At 60.2% G+C, this 14,913-nt stretch carries 25 protein-coding genes; 1 reads left to right on the forward strand and 24 read right to left on the reverse strand.

Annotated features, from left to right (window positions below; genetic code table 11):
- From JCM25146_RS21665 to JCM25146_RS13980, 7 genes are all read right to left on the reverse strand, one after another.
- The coding region (locus JCM25146_RS21665) for a DUF1173 family protein (protein ID WP_148299106.1) at window positions 1-393 on the reverse strand (393 nt) is incomplete at its 3' end.
- Complete coding sequence (locus tag JCM25146_RS13960; protein WP_025828779.1) at window positions 377-907, reverse strand: hypothetical protein; 531 nt, start codon at window positions 905-907, stop codon at window positions 377-379. The genes JCM25146_RS13960 and JCM25146_RS21665, both read right to left, overlap by 17 nt.
- A gap of 21 nt (window positions 908-928) precedes the next feature.
- On the reverse strand, window positions 929-1,591 hold the full coding sequence (locus tag JCM25146_RS20935; RefSeq protein ID WP_025828780.1) for an HD-GYP domain-containing protein: 663 nt from the start codon (window positions 1,589-1,591) through the stop codon (window positions 929-931).
- Between the two features lie 47 nt (window positions 1,592-1,638).
- The gene (locus tag JCM25146_RS20940; RefSeq protein WP_242401155.1) at window positions 1,639-3,039 is read right to left on the reverse strand and encodes an ATP-dependent helicase; all 1,401 of its coding nucleotides are present in this window, start codon (window positions 3,037-3,039) and stop codon (window positions 1,639-1,641) included.
- On the reverse strand, window positions 3,036-3,665 hold the full coding sequence (locus tag JCM25146_RS24200; RefSeq protein ID WP_242401156.1) for a UvrD-helicase domain-containing protein: 630 nt from the start codon (window positions 3,663-3,665) through the stop codon (window positions 3,036-3,038). Before JCM25146_RS24200 ends, JCM25146_RS20940 begins: the two co-directional genes overlap by 4 nt.
- Entirely contained in the window at window positions 3,643-4,356 is a 714-nt protein-coding gene (locus JCM25146_RS13975) for a hypothetical protein (RefSeq protein ID WP_025828781.1), read from the reverse strand. Before JCM25146_RS13975 ends, JCM25146_RS24200 begins: the two co-directional genes overlap by 23 nt.
- A 98-nt stretch (window positions 4,357-4,454) precedes the next feature.
- The gene (locus JCM25146_RS13980; protein ID WP_035372722.1) at window positions 4,455-5,420 is read right to left on the reverse strand and encodes a DUF3991 and TOPRIM domain-containing protein; all 966 of its coding nucleotides are present in this window, start codon (window positions 5,418-5,420) and stop codon (window positions 4,455-4,457) included.
- 701 nt (window positions 5,421-6,121) lie between these two features.
- Between JCM25146_RS13980 and JCM25146_RS13985 the strand changes: the two genes are divergently transcribed.
- A complete protein-coding gene (locus tag JCM25146_RS13985) occupies window positions 6,122-6,385 on the forward strand; it encodes a WGR domain-containing protein (RefSeq protein ID WP_025828785.1) in 264 nt (87 codons plus the stop codon).
- 4 nt (window positions 6,386-6,389) lie between these two features.
- On the opposite strand, the gene JCM25146_RS13990 is transcribed toward JCM25146_RS13985, so the two are convergent.
- The 17 genes from JCM25146_RS13990 to JCM25146_RS22215 all read right to left on the reverse strand — a co-directional run.
- Window positions 6,390-6,644 carry a hypothetical protein gene (locus JCM25146_RS13990; protein WP_025828786.1) on the reverse strand — a complete coding sequence of 85 codons (255 nt, stop codon included), beginning with the start codon at window positions 6,642-6,644 and terminating at the stop codon, window positions 6,390-6,392.
- A gap of 4 nt (window positions 6,645-6,648) precedes the next feature.
- Complete coding sequence (locus JCM25146_RS13995) at window positions 6,649-7,629, reverse strand: DNA/RNA non-specific endonuclease (RefSeq protein WP_025828788.1); 981 nt, start codon at window positions 7,627-7,629, stop codon at window positions 6,649-6,651.
- Complete coding sequence (locus JCM25146_RS14000; RefSeq protein ID WP_025828790.1) at window positions 7,626-7,862, reverse strand: hypothetical protein; 237 nt, start codon at window positions 7,860-7,862, stop codon at window positions 7,626-7,628. Before JCM25146_RS14000 ends, JCM25146_RS13995 begins: the two co-directional genes overlap by 4 nt.
- Before the next feature lie 83 nt (window positions 7,863-7,945).
- On the reverse strand, window positions 7,946-8,326 hold the full coding sequence (locus JCM25146_RS14005) for a hypothetical protein (RefSeq protein WP_025828792.1): 381 nt from the start codon (window positions 8,324-8,326) through the stop codon (window positions 7,946-7,948).
- Between the two features lie 22 nt (window positions 8,327-8,348).
- Complete coding sequence (locus tag JCM25146_RS22595; protein WP_159102004.1) at window positions 8,349-8,525, reverse strand: hypothetical protein; 177 nt, start codon at window positions 8,523-8,525, stop codon at window positions 8,349-8,351.
- Window positions 8,522-8,794, reverse strand: coding sequence for a hypothetical protein (locus JCM25146_RS14015; RefSeq protein ID WP_025828794.1), 273 nt, complete (start codon window positions 8,792-8,794; stop codon window positions 8,522-8,524). The genes JCM25146_RS22595 and JCM25146_RS14015 overlap by 4 nt, the downstream gene beginning before the upstream one ends.
- Before the next feature lie 184 nt (window positions 8,795-8,978).
- Window positions 8,979-9,443 (reverse strand): DUF3085 domain-containing protein, encoded by a 465-nt coding sequence (locus JCM25146_RS14020; RefSeq protein WP_025828796.1) that lies wholly within the window; start codon window positions 9,441-9,443, stop codon window positions 8,979-8,981.
- Window positions 9,444-9,530: 87 nt separating this feature from the next.
- A complete protein-coding gene (locus JCM25146_RS14025; RefSeq protein WP_025828798.1) occupies window positions 9,531-9,827 on the reverse strand; it encodes a DUF5983 family protein in 297 nt (98 codons plus the stop codon).
- A gap of 107 nt (window positions 9,828-9,934) precedes the next feature.
- Window positions 9,935-10,552, reverse strand: a complete 618-nt coding sequence (locus JCM25146_RS20945) for a hypothetical protein (RefSeq protein ID WP_148299107.1) — start codon at window positions 10,550-10,552, stop codon at window positions 9,935-9,937.
- Window positions 10,553-10,783: 231 nt separating this feature from the next.
- The gene (locus JCM25146_RS19690) at window positions 10,784-11,035 is read right to left on the reverse strand and encodes a DUF6876 family protein (RefSeq protein WP_242401157.1); all 252 of its coding nucleotides are present in this window, start codon (window positions 11,033-11,035) and stop codon (window positions 10,784-10,786) included.
- Window positions 11,035-11,187, reverse strand: coding sequence for a hypothetical protein (locus JCM25146_RS24205; protein ID WP_242401158.1), 153 nt, complete (start codon window positions 11,185-11,187; stop codon window positions 11,035-11,037). Before JCM25146_RS24205 ends, JCM25146_RS19690 begins: the two co-directional genes overlap by 1 nt.
- 229 nt (window positions 11,188-11,416) lie before the next feature.
- Window positions 11,417-11,797 carry a DUF6915 family protein gene (locus tag JCM25146_RS14040; protein ID WP_025828802.1) on the reverse strand — a complete coding sequence of 127 codons (381 nt, stop codon included), beginning with the start codon at window positions 11,795-11,797 and terminating at the stop codon, window positions 11,417-11,419.
- 15 nt (window positions 11,798-11,812) lie between these two features.
- The gene (locus JCM25146_RS14045; RefSeq protein WP_148299108.1) at window positions 11,813-12,256 is read right to left on the reverse strand and encodes a DUF6878 family protein; all 444 of its coding nucleotides are present in this window, start codon (window positions 12,254-12,256) and stop codon (window positions 11,813-11,815) included.
- Window positions 12,257-12,320: 64 nt separating this feature from the next.
- The gene (locus JCM25146_RS14050; RefSeq protein WP_025828805.1) at window positions 12,321-12,689 is read right to left on the reverse strand and encodes a hypothetical protein; all 369 of its coding nucleotides are present in this window, start codon (window positions 12,687-12,689) and stop codon (window positions 12,321-12,323) included.
- A gap of 52 nt (window positions 12,690-12,741) precedes the next feature.
- The gene (locus JCM25146_RS22210) at window positions 12,742-13,608 is read right to left on the reverse strand and encodes a hypothetical protein (RefSeq protein ID WP_159102005.1); all 867 of its coding nucleotides are present in this window, start codon (window positions 13,606-13,608) and stop codon (window positions 12,742-12,744) included.
- Window positions 13,520-13,885 (reverse strand): hypothetical protein, encoded by a 366-nt coding sequence (locus JCM25146_RS22600; protein ID WP_159102006.1) that lies wholly within the window; start codon window positions 13,883-13,885, stop codon window positions 13,520-13,522. Before JCM25146_RS22600 ends, JCM25146_RS22210 begins: the two co-directional genes overlap by 89 nt.
- Window positions 13,882-14,913 (reverse strand): ParB/RepB/Spo0J family partition protein (locus JCM25146_RS22215; RefSeq protein ID WP_206777542.1); only part of this gene is annotated, 1,032 nt, incomplete at its 5' end. The genes JCM25146_RS22600 and JCM25146_RS22215, both read right to left, overlap by 4 nt.

Consider the following 14,913-nt stretch of genomic DNA (forward strand, 5'->3'; position numbering starts at 1 on the left):
CACGTCGAGGCAGCGCAGCCCCCGACGCAGGGCAATCCCGATCCGGCCATCGTCGCGCTCGCGGACGACACCATCCGCGTATCCTCCCCGGCCATCACAACGCGGGTCGGCTTCGTGAAACGAACAGGCGACACCGTGCAGAGCCCCCTGATTACGCAGGCGCGCCAGATGATAAACCTCAACCTGGCGGCCATCGCGCTGGCGCAGACAGCGGTGGACGGACAGACCCATCGGCTGCCCCTGATGACGACAGTCGCAGACGGGTCGCTCGTCACTTCCCCATGCGTGTGCGAGGCGGTGCTGCCAGGCCCGTGCTCTCTGTGGATCGACGTCCCATGACCGCCTGCCCCGTGTCCCGTCGGGGAACGTTACCCAGTCACGCATGACGGACATCCGCAAAAATCCGGCCAGATGCCCCCTGTCGCACTTCCGTCGCCATCCGACGGCTCAGCATACGGTAATGACCGGGACGCTTGGCCTCATGGATCAGCCCCGCTCCCTCAAGGTCTATCAACGCCGCACGAATCTGACTCACGGGAAGAAACAGATCACCTGCCAGTTCTGCGGCGTCCGCGCCCGCGCGGCGATCGCTGGACAGAACACCAATGATGAGGTCAGTCGCCACATCAGCACGCACCGCGCTGGTCTGCGGCATCCACGGTACCGCCGCGTAAACGCTATGGCCCAGAGAGGCGACTTCCCCCGCATGAACCAGGTCGCGCAGCACCACCGGAAACGCCCCCCGCATCTCGATCGGCACGCAGCCGCGCAGCTCAAGTGCCGTATGGGGGCTTCTTTTGAGAGCGTCACGCACCGCCGTGATGATCTTGCGACGCGCCTGTTCCTGTTCGGCGCCACTAAGTTTGTCCCACGCACGGGGTGTGAACGTCTGTTTTTTTCGGGCCATGAGGCTCCTCCTGTCTGTGGATCAGGGTTTGAGTATCGCTGCTTCCGTTGTGACGGCGTGCGGCAGCCCCGCCTGAGCGCGCGCACGCAGTAGCTGCGGCCATATCCGCAGAGCGAGATCAGTCAGGATGGGATCAAACTTCACCCCGCGCGCTCTGAGTACGAGGGTGCGGACAAGCTCAGGCGCCATGGCCGATTTATAGGCCCGCGGAGAAGCTAGCGCGTCGATGAAGTCCGCAATGGCGACAAGCCGGGCCAGCAGGGGGATGGATGCCCCCGACAGGCCGATCGGGTAGCCAGACCCGTCCCAGTGCTCGTGATGAAGCAGGACGCAGTCCGCGACATCCTGCGGCACCTCATCCAGAGCGCGGCACAGGATCTCCAGCCCCAGAATGGTATGCAGGCGCATGACCGCCCATTCGGCAGGCGTCAGACGCCGGGGTGCATCGAGAACCTCTATGGGGATGTGGCGTTTGCCAATGTCGTGCAGCTGCGCGCCAAGCGTGAGCAGTGCCGTGGAAGGTAGCCCCTGATAGGCATAACCAAGGGCCTGCACCATGCCGGCAACACGATTACCATGACCATCGAGGTCAAGACCGGCCTTATGTGCCAGTGCCCGTAGCTGGCGGTGTTCCGGACCGGGCGACATATCTGCCGCGGTTACGGACGGGCGGGTGGGTGTCATGCACGACAGTGTGCCTGAACCCGTTGTGACGCTGTTTCGTGGGCGGGCTAGATCCCCAGCGCCTCATCCTGAGCAGCCCGGATGGCCAGCGCTTCTGCGCGGCTTGTTGCCTTGCCCAGCCACCCCGAATACCGGGCCTCGGGCGGGATGTCGCCAACGAAGGGCGACACGTCAGCGGAACGGCCATTGCGCCACGCGCACCAGCTGATGGACACACGCTTGCGCCCGCGCGTCAGCGCGACATAGGCTAGCCTACGCTCCTCGTCGAGATTGGTGGGCGACAGACCGGGGAACAGCGTGTCCTCCCACCCCATCAGAAAGACATGCTCGAACTCGAGGCCTTTAGCGCCGTGGATGGTCATCAGGCGGATACGCCCCCGCCCCGCCTCGGTGGATGCGCCCGAACCCAGAGCGGCATGATCGAACAGGTCCTCGACGGTGGTGAACTCCATCGCCAGCGAAAACAGTTCGTCGAGGTTTTCAAGCCCGGCAGCACCGTCATCCCCCCCGGCGCGCAGCATGTCCAGATATCCCGAATGCTCGGCCAACGCGCGCATGCGCGCTCCCAGCGCCATCTCGCCACGAAGTTCTTCACCACGGATCATGCGCACAAACGCCCTTACCCGTTCGGCGGTCTTGCTCTGGCTGTCGGCAAAAATCTTCTCGGATGCGACAAACAGTGAGAGCGCTTCATTCCGGGCCAGCTGCTCGATCCGGGCAAGTGTCTTTGCCCCCACCCCTCGGGCAGGCTGATTGATGACACGGCGGAACGCTTCATCACCCTGCAGCGCATCGGGATTATCGGCCAGACGGAGAAGGGCCAGCATGTCCTTGACGACCGCGCGCTGCCAGAAGGCCGTATCATTGACGAGCTCATAGGGAATATGCGCGCGAAGTAATTCCTCTTCGAGCATGCGTGAGAGGAAATTGAACCGGTAGAGAATGGCCATGTCCTCAAGAGCGACACCGGCAAGCTGGCGCCGTCCGATCTCGAGCGCCAGACCCTGTGCTTCCTGATGGCCACCGGAGAAGGCGACAATCTCGATTGGAGCTCCCTCCCCCTGTTCGGTGAACAGGGTCTTGCCCAACCGGCTGCGGTCCTGCGCGACAACGCTGTTGGCGGCAGCGAGAATATGCCCTGTGGAGCGGAAATTCTGCTCCAGTGGGATCATCCGCCCCAAGGGGAACTCCCTCTGGAAATCACGGATAAAACCGACAGACGCCCCGCGCCACGAATAGATCGACTGATCGTCGTCGCCCACAGCGAACAGCTCACCATGATCACGCGACAGTAGTTTCAGCCACAGATATTGCAGACGGTTCACGTCCTGAAACTCGTCGGCCAGAATGGCGTCGAAGCGGCGAGACCAGTCGAGGCGGTATTGCTCATCACGCAGCATGGTCACAGTCGGCCAGAGCAGCAGATCACCAAAATCAGCGCAGTTCACTTCCCGTAACGCTGCCTGATAGGCGGGGTAGAGGCTGCTGCCATCTGCCAGGCCATCAGATCCTCGTCGGTTCTGGCACCAAACCGGGCGATCTGGCTGTCCAGTACGGCCTCAGCCTGATCGGGCAGAACCATACCGTCCTTCATCAGAGCAATCCGCTGCGCAACTGAACGCACACGGGCACGGAACGTCTCGGCATCCCCCGGCTCCCACGCTCCATCATCGGCGGCCCGTTGCAGTAGACGCTTGACAATGCGGCGGCTGTCCTCGGCATCACAGATGTCAAAGCCCGGCCGCAGTACCGCGATCTCGGGATCAGCCCGCAGCTGGCGACGACCATGGCCATGGAAGGTGCCAATCCACGAGGGAGCGGCCCCCAGACCCAGCACAGCGTTAATGCGTGTACGCATTTCATCGGCGGCCTTGTTAGTAAAGGTGACCGCCAGTATGCGATGGGCTGGCATGCCGCGTCGCACGATCCTGTCCACCACCCCGGCGACAAGAGTTTTGGTTTTTCCGGTACCTGCGCCCGCGAGCACGACAACCGGGCCTTCCTGACGAGCGGCCTCACGCTGCATGGCGGTGAGGCCAGCGAGCGCGTCTTCAGCCAAAGCGTTTGAGGTCATAGTGCTCGCCTCCCGTGAGGAATGTCACGGAATCAGCCTGATCGGCCAGCAGTTCCACGGTTCGGCCAGTGGGCAACAGCAGTTCGACAGACTGCTCCATGTCCCACAACCCGGTGGAATCCAGCGTGCCGTTGATGATCAACCCCCGGTAGCATTTATCCTGAAAACGCAATTCTACGAACATATCCGGCATGACACTACAACCGTGGGTTGCGGCAAACACTGCCCAATGCGCCTGCAGCGAAGGTCGGGCCGCCCAGGCCATGCTGGCCGCCTGCAGTTCCTTCAGGAGCGTCATGCAATCCGGACGGCGTGGGCCAACACCCGGCACACTACCCTGCTGACGCGCATTCACCCTCGCACCGTTCACCGTCAGGAAGGTGCCACGGTGACGGGCACGGCCTGTGAACAGCACAAAGTCTGTCGTCAGATCCCACTTCCCGCTGGTAAAGCAGCCTGCCACCACCAGACCCGAAACCCGCCTGCCCGTCTCAGCCGTGAAGGAGGCGATCGTCCACGGAATGTCATGTCCCAGTCCGGGCGTGCGTTCCATCCAGCTTGCCAGTTCAGGATGCACGAACAGGGCCTGCTGCGCCGCGCTCACGTCTTCACCAAGGTTGGAGAGAAAGTCCAGCGGATCACTGTCATCATGGGGGTTCGGCTCGTGCGAGCGAGGGGTAAGGTTGGTCATGGAGATATCCTTGTTACAGTAGTCGGCGGCTCAGGGACGCGGGACAGACGCGCCTCGCAGGATACAGCGCTACTGTTGATTGCGTATTCACTTCTGTTTCAGGCGGCCTGCGCCCGGTTTTTGAGTGTCTGGTTGAAGTCTTTGGCGCGATCGGGTGGCAGGCGACGCATGAAGGCGACACCCGCGTCATCGGCCAGACGGTAAAGTGTGTCGGCAAACGCGTTACCAGCGTCATCATCATCGGTCGCGACAACCAGAACCGCATCAGGCAGGGCTTTCATGTCCGCAAGATGGGTCTGGATGGCGGCAATTGTCTCAGGGCCCATACCCCCGGCAGTGGAGGCGTAGAGTGTGCCCGGCACACGTGCCTGATCCAGCGCGGCAAAAGACAGCGCATCGATCGCCGCCTCGCAGATCACCAGACGACGCACCGGCTGAACACTGCCCGGCTGGAAACGGAACAGGGTTTTGACTGAACCGCCCAGGCAGATGTGGGTTTCAGGTCCACGCAGTTCGGCACCACAGACGGCACCCTGCGCGTTCGTATGGGCGAACCATGCGGCATGATACCCGTCACGCAGGCAGCCCTTGGCCACTGCCGCACGCACGATGGCTTCAGGCAGGCAGCGCTCGCGGATCAGATAGTTCCACACTTTTCCACCCCGGTAGAGAGACTTGCGCTGCGCCCAGCGTTCGGCAGGGCTCCGCTCATCCGTCCGTTCGGCCTTTTGAGCGACATAAACCGCCCCCTTGGGCTCCACACCGACCAGCGCACCGAGTGCCGTGCAGACCTCACGCCATTTCATGGCGGGGTCGAGACGGCGGCACAGATCGAATACATCGCCACTGCTATCGGGCGTGCCACGCGGGCTCTGGGGATCCCACCAACCCTTACCTTCATGGTTAACAATGATGTGTTCGTTACCTTTGCGGTATTTGAAGCAGCGTTTGGTGCTCTTCTCCAGCACCAGAAGGAAGTCATGGTTTTCGAGCAGGGTTGCACAGGAGACGCCGTTGACAATGGCCTGACGATCCTGTTCGGACAGTTCAAAGCGTTGATACATCACGGGGTCTCCCTTTACATGGCCACCAACCAGAATTCGTTCTGGATACTGCGCCTTTACTTCCTTTTTTATAGCACGAACCGCCGTTCCCACCAAGGAAAAACAACAGGAAACAGCCATTTTTTTGCAGTTTTTACTATTCTTTTTCTTGCGGTCTAAAACATTTGTTGCATCATATATTGTTTGATACTCAGTCCCCATATGAGACCGCAAGTTTTCGCACGCAGGAGGCCAATCAATACTGTGGTCCGGCAACCCCACACTGGCTCGCCAGCCAGAACACGACACAGGCCCCGACCACCACCCACTGCACGGGAGACAAAATCGCCCCACCCCACTCCTCGCCCCCTGAGCAAAAAGGCCGCGTCCCCAGCACAAGGGACTGACAACACCAGAGGGCGCGTGTGACGCGCCAGCCGTAGGCCGCCGAAGGCGTCTGGTGAGCCCACGGGCAGATCGGGCGAAAAGAACACCGCGCAACGCAACGAACATGGAAAAACCCCGACTGAATCCAATCCTGCTCAGTCTACGCCATCGCGTTGTGGCGCTCTTTTGGACGTCTTTCTTCCCGCAGCTCCTCCTGAGACCCCGAACGGTTAGGGGTCTCATCCGAGGCGCTGCATTCCCCTTAGGAAGCCACTGCTGGTACTTGCTTCGCAGCCACGCTATACTCAGGGCGTGAGCCGCATGAAGGGCATAGCATGGAACAGATCCCGCTTTTTCCGTTGGAAACCCGCGTGACGCGCATCGATGCAGCGCGGAACACATGGCGTTTTTACGAAATGAGCGTCCAGCATGATCTGTTCGGGGGTGCTGCCCTGATCCGGCGCTGGGGCAGGATCGGTACCGCAGGACGCCTGCGTCTCGATCTGCACACCAATGAAGGCGCTGCCGCGAACGCCCTTGCCTGTCTGCTCCGCCGCAAGATCAAACGCGGCTATCGTTGGGCCTCAACACCCACTTAACCCCTCAGGCAAAGGGGTTGGACATGGGATGGGTCTTGGGTGCTGTCTGCGCATGCTCAGGTAGCGCGGATTCCGCCTCCAGCCGGGCGACAACCGCATTGAGCACAGCAGCCAGAGCACGGGCATTATCCAGTCCGGCCCGATCATGTGTAATGTCCAGACGCCCATACACGCTGACACGCGCAGGATCATTTTCCACGGTCATCTGCTCAATAGTCTGCACCTGTGCGTCAGGTCCAAACGGGTTGAATGCCGTCATCAGCTTACTCCTGTTCTTGTTCGAGCGCGTGTCTGAGCGCCTTCATCCCGGCCCGCGCCAGTTTGCGTTCCAGGCGTTTTTGCAACCGCTCCCAGTCACGATTCTCGCGCGAGCGGGACGCATACGGACTGGCCTGCGGTTCAGGCAGCGTCATGGCCTGCGCTTTGACAGCCTCTCCGACACCGGGAAACGGGTCAATCCCGATCCGCTCAGCCAGATCGGCCACACTCAGCGTCTGGCAGGTCGGGCTATCCGTGTTCTGACACAGATAGGCCCCGGCTTCATGGCGGATCGGATCATAGATGGCTTTCCATGTCGCCGTTGGCACCAGCACATTCTGCCCGATGGCGCGGCTGCTGCCTGTAAAATCCGGCCCTGTCACCACATAGACCCCTCCCTCACGCAAGGCCATGGCACGCACGGCCATTTCCACCCCGGTCCAGATCCCTTCGTTGAGGGCAGCGGTCTGGGGCACGACATTGGAGAGCGTAAACGTCTGTTCCTGTATCTCTTCAGTGCCCGCGTCAGCTGATGGCACCATGTGCCCACGGTCAAAGCCGGAGCCACGGTAGTCCGCCAGTGTCGCCCCATCCCCTGCGGGCAGGCGATCATCGGCGACAAAGGTATTGGTCGTGCGGCCAATTTTACGACCCCCCAGTACCGCCGCCGCATCGAGATACTCGGCCGACCAGAGCGGTTCGTGCACTTCCCCGGAATTGAGCACGGCATAAGCCGCATTGCACAGGAGCGTTGTACGGGGCTGAAGTTTTTCATTCAGAAGCACCGGCAGAGCGCTTTCCGGGCCGAACTGCGTGCAGGTCTCTGCTGCGTGCAGGGGATCTGCCGTCAGAAGCATGAGGCCTGTGATCAGGGCAGCACCTGATACGCACAGGGGTAAACGGAACACGGTCTTTCTCCATGACAGAAAACGGCAAGCTGCATCATGCCGCCTGACGCGGCTGGGTACAAGAGCGCTTGGGGTCATGCGGCCAGATCCTGCAAAAGTGTGCGGGCCGTACGACCAGCCCTGGCTGCCCGTCGACGCAACGCCGCACAGTCGGACGCCGAAAGCAGCCCCTCCCCCGCCTCGCTCTCCAGCTGCGCCTGCTCACGCAACAGCAGCCGTACAGGTTTCATGCGCAAGAGTGGGTGAGAACGATGCATCTCCCGCGGGCCAAATTCCACAAATGTCACATTCGAGAGTGTCTGACGCACCATAATCTTTTCTCCGTAAAGCAATAAAACTGGCAAACCGCATAGTCCCCACCCGCATGGCAGGGACGTGGCTGCCAAAGTCAGGTCTAGGCCGCCTGCCGGGTCTGAAAGCCCCGATGCCAGCGCGCAACATCGGGCAGAGATGGTCGCCCCATGTCTGGCGTCTCATCGTCCACAGCGATCAGGCTCCGCACGGCCACCTCATGCACCGCACCATCGGCAAGACGGCGGATCAACGCGCAATCCGAACGCCCCGAGATCACCCGATCTTCCCAGCGTCGGGTGGCTGGATTGAAATGCGTGGCTGCGCACACCCCGTTGAGGAACGCCAGCACCTGCCAGCGCACAGGCCGCCCGTGGTTGAGGTATTCGGGCAGGCGGTAGAGCGCACCGACCGCAATCGGGCCGACACGCAGAGGGTTGTTACGGGGCGCAAACCAGCGCCCCGCATAATACTGTCTGAACATCCTGATTTCTCCGCAGAGCAGGTCAGCGCGCAGCCAAAAAGGCATGCGTCGCCATGGCGATGGGATGATCAGCCGCGATCGCGGCCAGAATGTCCGGGCCAACCAGTATTCCGCATATCACCACGAAGAGGCTGAATGTGCCGAGCAATAGTCCAAGAACATCTTTGATGTCCCGTCGGGTCTGTGGAGAGAGCTTCATGCGCCGTCTCCTTTCCGAACGTCTTTTGCAGACGAAACACACTTGCCGCGACTGGCTCGGGCCAGAGGCAGGAACTCGCTGGAGGTGATTCCGGGAAGGTCAGGCAAAGCCACCACCAGCGTCTCGTTCTCTGCCCGGAAGAGATGGGGGTGATTTGCCATCCGGTACTGGTTCGGCCCAACCTTCTTGTAGGTTTTCCCGTGTGGTGTCGCTGCAAACCGGAAACGTGTTCCCACGCGCAGGTTCTTGAAAGTGATAGGATCAGACATTGTTTTCTCCTTTTGGATTTTTTTCTGACCCTTTCAGCCACCTCATCGGCCGGCGCGCAGGTTAAGGGCGGCGCTTGCGCCGGGAGCCTGCGACGAACCCTTAGCCTGCGTGACGGACTATGAGAGGCGATTTTTATTTTGTGTTTTTGTTTTTCTGTTTTTATTTCTTTGTTTTTTCTATCTCTTATTTGGTGACTGACAGACAGGGTGCCCTGATGTCGGTTGGGCTTACATCAATCCACACAGGCCCATCACCAGTAGCTTTCAGTGCCTGACGGATCGTATCGGCGCTCAGAAACTCCGCACCATCGTCCCCGCCAAACGACGCCAGTTTAACGTCGTACCAGTCATCGGAAGGCCCTCGGGGGTCGGCCTCCTGCGCGTAAACGACAAGATTGGGCGAACCTGCAGGGTCAGGAAGGCAGGGCTTGCCGTTGGACATCAGGTACACGCCCTGATCACCAACCAGCATCAGGCCTGCCGGAATACGTGTGTCATCAATGTCGTCTGCTGTTGGCATCCGCCCAATGACACGCTCTTTCTGGTAAGCGGGCGAGAAAAGCTGATCGAGTGTCGGACTATGAGTCTGAGCGGCTTCAGCATGGGCAAGCAGGCGCTCGACTAGAGCGCGGTCGAAGTGAAGTTTCATTGGGTTTTTCTTTTCTGCTGCGTGAACGGCATAAAAAAAGGCGGGACACCGGAGTGTCCCGCCTTTTGGAATTGAATAAGCACAGGCTTAGAAATCGTAGGTCTGAACGCCATCAATGGGCAGGCCGTCGCGGTCGAACAGGACGTAGGCACAGCCCTGTGCGCGCGCCGCCGCGAGAATGGCCGCAAGGCCAGGCGAGGCGTGCACTGCCGCCCGGAGTTCGGACGAGGCGTAAACAAGCCACCCATAAGGACCAACGAGACAGGACAGACCATTCGCCCCCTCTGTCTCGATATAGAGATCGAGAAGTGCTCGGTCCTCGGGCGAGAGATGGGCGGCACTCACATCGGCAAGGCGCTCAACTGGCAGGTCGGGTGTCGGCATGACTGGTAGTCCTCAAAGCAAAAGGACAAAGCCCCGCGTCAGCGGGGCAGGCTGCAGGGCCACCCGCTTAGGCCCTGCATTGGGCAGGAAGCCCCTGCCCGTCTCCCTCAGGCCGCGAGATCCAGCGGCGACCCGCGCAAGGCGTCCTGTGCGACACTCCGCGGATGGCGGCGCTCGGCGTAAGCCGCACGCAGACCCGCAACCGTGGCGATATCAAGGAGCGTATAGGTGGACTGGCTCAGGCGCTGCACCCGCGCATTGGTCGCGCGCAGCCACCCATACAGGCCGACATGACCAGCGGCTGGGGCAGTGAACTCATCCGCGGTTTCGTCGGGCCAGACCGGTGCGCACTCCGCGAGCTGGAACGGGGTATTCGGTCCGCCCCACATCCGCACACCGTAATCGTCGGGCATCGGCACAGGGCATTTGACCATCTCGTGCAGCCACGCATTCGTCCCCAGAGACCCGTCACGATACGCGGCCTCAAAACCTGCCGGGCGGCGCTGCCCACGCGGCACGGTGATCATGATCATGAAACTTTCCTGCGGGCGGTCTGCGGCGACACGGGCTCCATATTCGGTTACGGCACTGCGGATCTGATCAAGCCGGGTCGCGACAATTTCCTGAGCCGGATAAAAGCTTCCAAGCAGTTCCATGCTTGTGGACGTTCCCAGATCATCATGTTGACGGGTGGCGCGGTTCGCACTGAGTTTCAGACGGGCCATGATGGCTTCCTTTTCATATTTTGGTTTCAACACATCCGCGTCCGCCACGTCTGGGAGGCCGGGGCCAGAGCTTGTCTCTGGTGGCGGCCTCCCAGACGTGGCAGCGGGTTTTGCTTTTGAGTTTGGTGTTTTTCTTTTTATGTGGCGATCTCAATGCACAGCACACCTAAAGACCACGGAAGCCAGTACGTGGCTGTGTCCATTTTGGCGCACGCACTGACGCGGCGTCGCTCAGTATTCGGATGTGAGCATGACGACCTTGCCGGGATCGCTATCGGCCACAACGTAAAGTTTCAGTTCTGCCAGAGGGAAATCCGTATAGCCTACAGGCTGGCGGTACAGGATGTTGGCCTCGCGCTCGCCGTTCCCGTCCGTGCAGACAACCTCGGCGCAGTGTTTGGTAAGATCCACCCTAAGCGTCCAGCACTCGAACTCAGCACGTCTGACGGCTGGAACCAGTCGCGCGCTCGCCACAATGTCCATCAGCCACGCCGCGCCATTTTTGGCAGATACGCCGCCCCATCCGTCAGGATCAGACCCATTGTGTAGCGGTAATACCGGGTCGTGCCGATAAACTGCGCGAGCGTCTCGGCCGAGATTGTGTCAAGCTGAGTGTGTTCAAGTGTCGCAGACATGTCTTTATCCTTTATGGTTTTTTGACAGTCTGCTGCCTGCCGGGACGGCGGCCGTGCGCTCAAACGCGGCGCGCAGCGCCGGGAGCGAAGCCCCACCGTTTGAACGCACGGTCCCGGTCTGGCAGGCGCTCTTTGCTGTTTTTGATGGGTTTTACTTGCTGATATTTTACTCAGCACATTTGTGTCCATTTCTGCGCAGCAGTCGTCAGACACACGCTACACCAGCCAATTACGCAGCAATGGGCAAGGCCCCTATTGGAGACGCAGACTGGACGGATGTTCCGTGCGGCGAACCCCGCACCATCCATCGCGCAGGTGCAATCGCCCGCGCCCAGTCCGCGAAACTCGGGATATGGCCGAGGTCATCCAGAACATGCTGTTCGCCAATCAGGCGCACCGGAACGGTGCGCCCGGCCGAATTTGTGATGGTGACACCAAAAACCTGCTCGGCCATGAAAATACCTTCGGCATGATGGCGCAGCGCCCTGTGCCGCATGTCAGCCAGAATGGCTTTCGAACCATCAAACCAGTCATGGATTGCCTGATAATCCTCGGGAACGCCGCCCCATTTTTTTGCTGTAATGGATGCGTGGAAATAACTGTGCGCCATATCCGCCTGCCTGCCTCAATAAGTGTGCATGAAGTCTTCATGGGAAATATAGTTTTCGGTATGAGACACCGTGATCGTATCTGCGATCGGATCAAAGGCGACATTCCCTGCGCCTCCTTCGTTGTTTTCCCAACCACTATGCTCAACAGCCACATACTGCATGGCAAGTGTTTCCAGCACCTCCCTTAACGGTGCTGTGTGACTGGTGGTCTCTGCCGACGACCAGTCAACGAGTTTTGTCTGCACGGGCACCGAGAGGCTTTCCTGTCCTTGCCCACCTTCAACCCTGCATTCTTCCACACCGCCGGAATCACCATAACCATCGTAGCGGATAACGACTTTCGTGATACCACACGCTTTTAGTGCCGCCATGACGGTCGTTCTGTCTTCAGTCTGGCTTTCGCGTTTGAGGCGATTGTAGCGATCCATCTGTTCAAGCATCGTCTGTATTTCGCTCATGGTTTTCATTCCTTATTCTGTTTTTTCTGGATGCAGGCGGGCGGTCGGGCCTCCCTGCATTGGCTTAGGCAGCAAAACGACGGGCTGGAGGCGCACCACTCAGCACCGCGCGAGCGTCGGATGAACGGCTCAGAGAGAGCGTCAGGGGCTTGTCGTGGCGACCATCCCAGCTCAGCCCCTCGCAGGGGATCAGCAGCCCTGCCCTGCGCGCATCCTGATCACGCTGGAAGCACACACGCTCGTTCCCGCCCTCAGGGCGGCAGCAGGGCTGCCCCGCAGGCGCTCCGCAGCCGCGACATGCCATCTGGTAGGCAGGGTCACCATCGGGCCATTCGTGATGGCAGCGCCGGCACGTTACGGAAGCATCCACACAGGCCCAGCGTGATGGAACTGGCTTTTTGGCCGCAGGAGGCAGGAAGGTAATCGGACGCATGGCATTCTCCTTTTCTGAATACCTGCTGCCTGCCGGGACGGCGGCCGTGCGCTCAAACGCGGCGCGCAGCGCCGGGAGCGAAGCCCCACCGTTTGAACGCGCGGCCCCGTTCTGGCAGGCGCGCTTTTCGTCTGTGTTTTTGGGTTTTGGTCTTGAACCGACCGCCGTCAGGCGGCGATCCGTACCACCTCAAGATGCTGTCCAGATGGGCTTTAATCGCGGCCCGCGCTTCCGGATCGGTATCGTCCGGCGACAGGACTTCGCTTGCCTGTTCAAGCAGGGCGGCTTTCAGGTCGGCTGTATCGTTTTCCGCCCCCCCAGACTCAGGGGTCTCGCCTGCGTCAGGGGTTTCCAACGCAATCCTCTCGGCCTCGTTCAGGTCGTATAGCTCACTTTCCGTTCTCCCTTCTTCGGTGGGAAGCAGATGCTCGAATTCGCCGTCCTCCTCATCGTCACCCGCAGGAGACTTATGAGCCTCTAATCTCCATGCCATACGTGCGAGTTTCGCTTTCCAAGCTTCAATCGCCGGCTCGAACCCTGCCTGTTCTGGTACCCAGCGCCCCTCAGGCCCTACATGCGCCATGATAGCGGTGCGCATCTCCTTGCCGGTGTTACGGGGCAGAAGGTTCAGCGCCTTGCCAGCCTCCATGATACCAGGCTTACTGAAGCATTTTAGGAAGTCATCAAAGGCCATGTTGGGCATCTGCGCATCGGCATCGAACAACAGTCCCATCAGCTGGGCCGTTACACCACTACCGCTGTGCTGGCTGGTCGTGCAGTTTGCAACATTCTTGAGAACCGCAACCGCTTCCTGCCGCAGCAATGCTGGGTCACGGATCAGCACCTTCGGGGAAGAGAGTAGCCAGAGCAGCGTCACGCTGCCCATAATGCGCATTTTCAGCGGTGTGTACTGAGACATTCTGGCCGCCAAGGGCCAGTAGCAGGGCAGCAACCAGATCCCACGGGTCTACGTCCTCAACAACAGCGTCGAGTGCTGCATGCAACGCCTGCGTACGGATTAGGCCCAGCATCGTCAGACCTGTGCCGGATATGGCTGCTCGCTCTTTAGGCGCAGCAACACTTGCGGGCGCGATGCTGCCCGGGGATGTGGTAACTTCCTGTTCTTCCTCCTCCTTCGGTCGCAACGGGATTTCGTCAATCTTCAGGGTGTTGGGATTGAGGAAGTACCCCATCACATCAGTCTCCTCAGCCTCCATCCAGTGCGGCAGACGGAGATAGCCCTCTGGGGTGGCCGCCCGTTCATACTCGCCCATTTCCAGCTTGACCCCGCCCTCGGGCAGACAATCAGCCAGCCACTGTTCCTGTGCTGCGGCATAAGCCGAACCATCCTCGGTAAAGCGGTTATCCTTCCCACCCTCGGCAAACAGGTCTTCGGTCCAGACCACGCCACAGGCTTTGGCCATGGCTCATCAAAGCGGGCATCCACCGCCATATAGCGCGTCTGTTTCAGGAACCGGGCAAGATCACGCCAGGGCACAACGTCCTCGGGGTCTTCGGCATTCAGACGATACTCGGCCGGGTCAGCATCGTCCTCGACCATATCCTCAAACATTTCTGCCCATGCCGCGCGCTGCTCTTCCACCGGAGCTGCGGCGATCACCTTCAGATCATTGAAGTCCGGACCACGGCCCATATCGATGGCATGCAGGATCGGTTCGTGCAGACCCGCCAAAAGCGACAGCCGTTTCAGATAGGCAGGTGTAACCATCAGCGCGCGGGCAATCTGTGCGTCTGTATGCGATTTATCGCGGCGGGCCTTATCGACAAAACGCCATTGTTCGCTCTGCGTCATCGCCTCGCGGATGATGTTTTCGGAGCCTGCCGCCAGACCATCCAGTTTTTCGTCGGCGGATGTGACAATGACGTGCATTTCACGCATTTTTGCAAGGACACAGGCGCGACGGCGACGATGGCCCGCGACGATCATCAGCTGGCCATCCGGCAGTTCGCGCACAAGCGGCGCCTGCAGAAGACCCACCACCTTGATGTTATGGGCAAGGCGTCTGTCTGCGGCGACATTAGGGGCCGATGTGCGAGGGTTTTCGGGATTGTCGAGAAGGGTTTTCGGATCGACGACGCGCAGTTCCATGGAGAGGCTCCTGATCATGGGGAAAACTGGCAGGCGATTGCGTCTGAGCTGATCTGCTCTTTTTTCAATCTCCTGATGTTTTCCGCGCAGTCGCAGCGTGGGCGGGCGGGCAAG

It is taken from the genome of Acetobacter okinawensis JCM 25146 (genome assembly GCF_000613865.1).
GTDB classification, from domain to species: domain Bacteria; phylum Pseudomonadota; class Alphaproteobacteria; order Acetobacterales; family Acetobacteraceae; genus Acetobacter; species Acetobacter okinawensis.

Coding starts and splice junctions, on each gene's coding strand:
- JCM25146_RS13960 (WP_025828779.1), bottom strand. CDS start 907: ATGGCCCGAAAAAAACAGACGTTCACACCCCGTGCGTGGGACAAACTT.
- JCM25146_RS20935 (WP_025828780.1), bottom strand. CDS start 1,591: ATGACACCCACCCGCCCGTCCGTAACCGCGGCAGATATGTCGCCCGGT.
- JCM25146_RS24200 (WP_242401156.1), bottom strand. CDS start 3,665: ATGACCTCAAACGCTTTGGCTGAAGACGCGCTCGCTGGCCTCACCGCC.
- JCM25146_RS13975 (WP_025828781.1), bottom strand. CDS start 4,356: ATGACCAACCTTACCCCTCGCTCGCACGAGCCGAACCCCCATGATGAC.
- JCM25146_RS13980 (WP_035372722.1), bottom strand. CDS start 5,420: ATGTATCAACGCTTTGAACTGTCCGAACAGGATCGTCAGGCCATTGTC.
- JCM25146_RS13985 (WP_025828785.1), top strand. CDS start 6,122: ATGGAACAGATCCCGCTTTTTCCGTTGGAAACCCGCGTGACGCGCATC.
- JCM25146_RS13990 (WP_025828786.1), bottom strand. CDS start 6,644: ATGACGGCATTCAACCCGTTTGGACCTGACGCACAGGTGCAGACTATT.
- JCM25146_RS13995 (WP_025828788.1), bottom strand. CDS start 7,629: ATGACCCCAAGCGCTCTTGTACCCAGCCGCGTCAGGCGGCATGATGCA.
- JCM25146_RS14000 (WP_025828790.1), bottom strand. CDS start 7,862: ATGGTGCGTCAGACACTCTCGAATGTGACATTTGTGGAATTTGGCCCG.
- JCM25146_RS14005 (WP_025828792.1), bottom strand. CDS start 8,326: ATGTTCAGACAGTATTATGCGGGGCGCTGGTTTGCGCCCCGTAACAAC.
- JCM25146_RS22595 (WP_159102004.1), bottom strand. CDS start 8,525: ATGAAGCTCTCTCCACAGACCCGACGGGACATCAAAGATGTTCTTGGA.
- JCM25146_RS14015 (WP_025828794.1), bottom strand. CDS start 8,794: ATGTCTGATCCTATCACTTTCAAGAACCTGCGCGTGGGAACACGTTTC.
- JCM25146_RS14020 (WP_025828796.1), bottom strand. CDS start 9,443: ATGAAACTTCACTTCGACCGCGCTCTAGTCGAGCGCCTGCTTGCCCAT.
- JCM25146_RS14025 (WP_025828798.1), bottom strand. CDS start 9,827: ATGCCGACACCCGACCTGCCAGTTGAGCGCCTTGCCGATGTGAGTGCC.
- JCM25146_RS20945 (WP_148299107.1), bottom strand. CDS start 10,552: ATGGCCCGTCTGAAACTCAGTGCGAACCGCGCCACCCGTCAACATGAT.
- JCM25146_RS19690 (WP_242401157.1), bottom strand. CDS start 11,035: ATGGACATTGTGGCGAGCGCGCGACTGGTTCCAGCCGTCAGACGTGCT.
- JCM25146_RS24205 (WP_242401158.1), bottom strand. CDS start 11,187: ATGTCTGCGACACTTGAACACACTCAGCTTGACACAATCTCGGCCGAG.
- JCM25146_RS14040 (WP_025828802.1), bottom strand. CDS start 11,797: ATGGCGCACAGTTATTTCCACGCATCCATTACAGCAAAAAAATGGGGC.
- JCM25146_RS14045 (WP_148299108.1), bottom strand. CDS start 12,256: ATGAGCGAAATACAGACGATGCTTGAACAGATGGATCGCTACAATCGC.
- JCM25146_RS14050 (WP_025828805.1), bottom strand. CDS start 12,689: ATGCGTCCGATTACCTTCCTGCCTCCTGCGGCCAAAAAGCCAGTTCCA.
- JCM25146_RS22210 (WP_159102005.1), bottom strand. CDS start 13,608: ATGTCTCAGTACACACCGCTGAAAATGCGCATTATGGGCAGCGTGACG.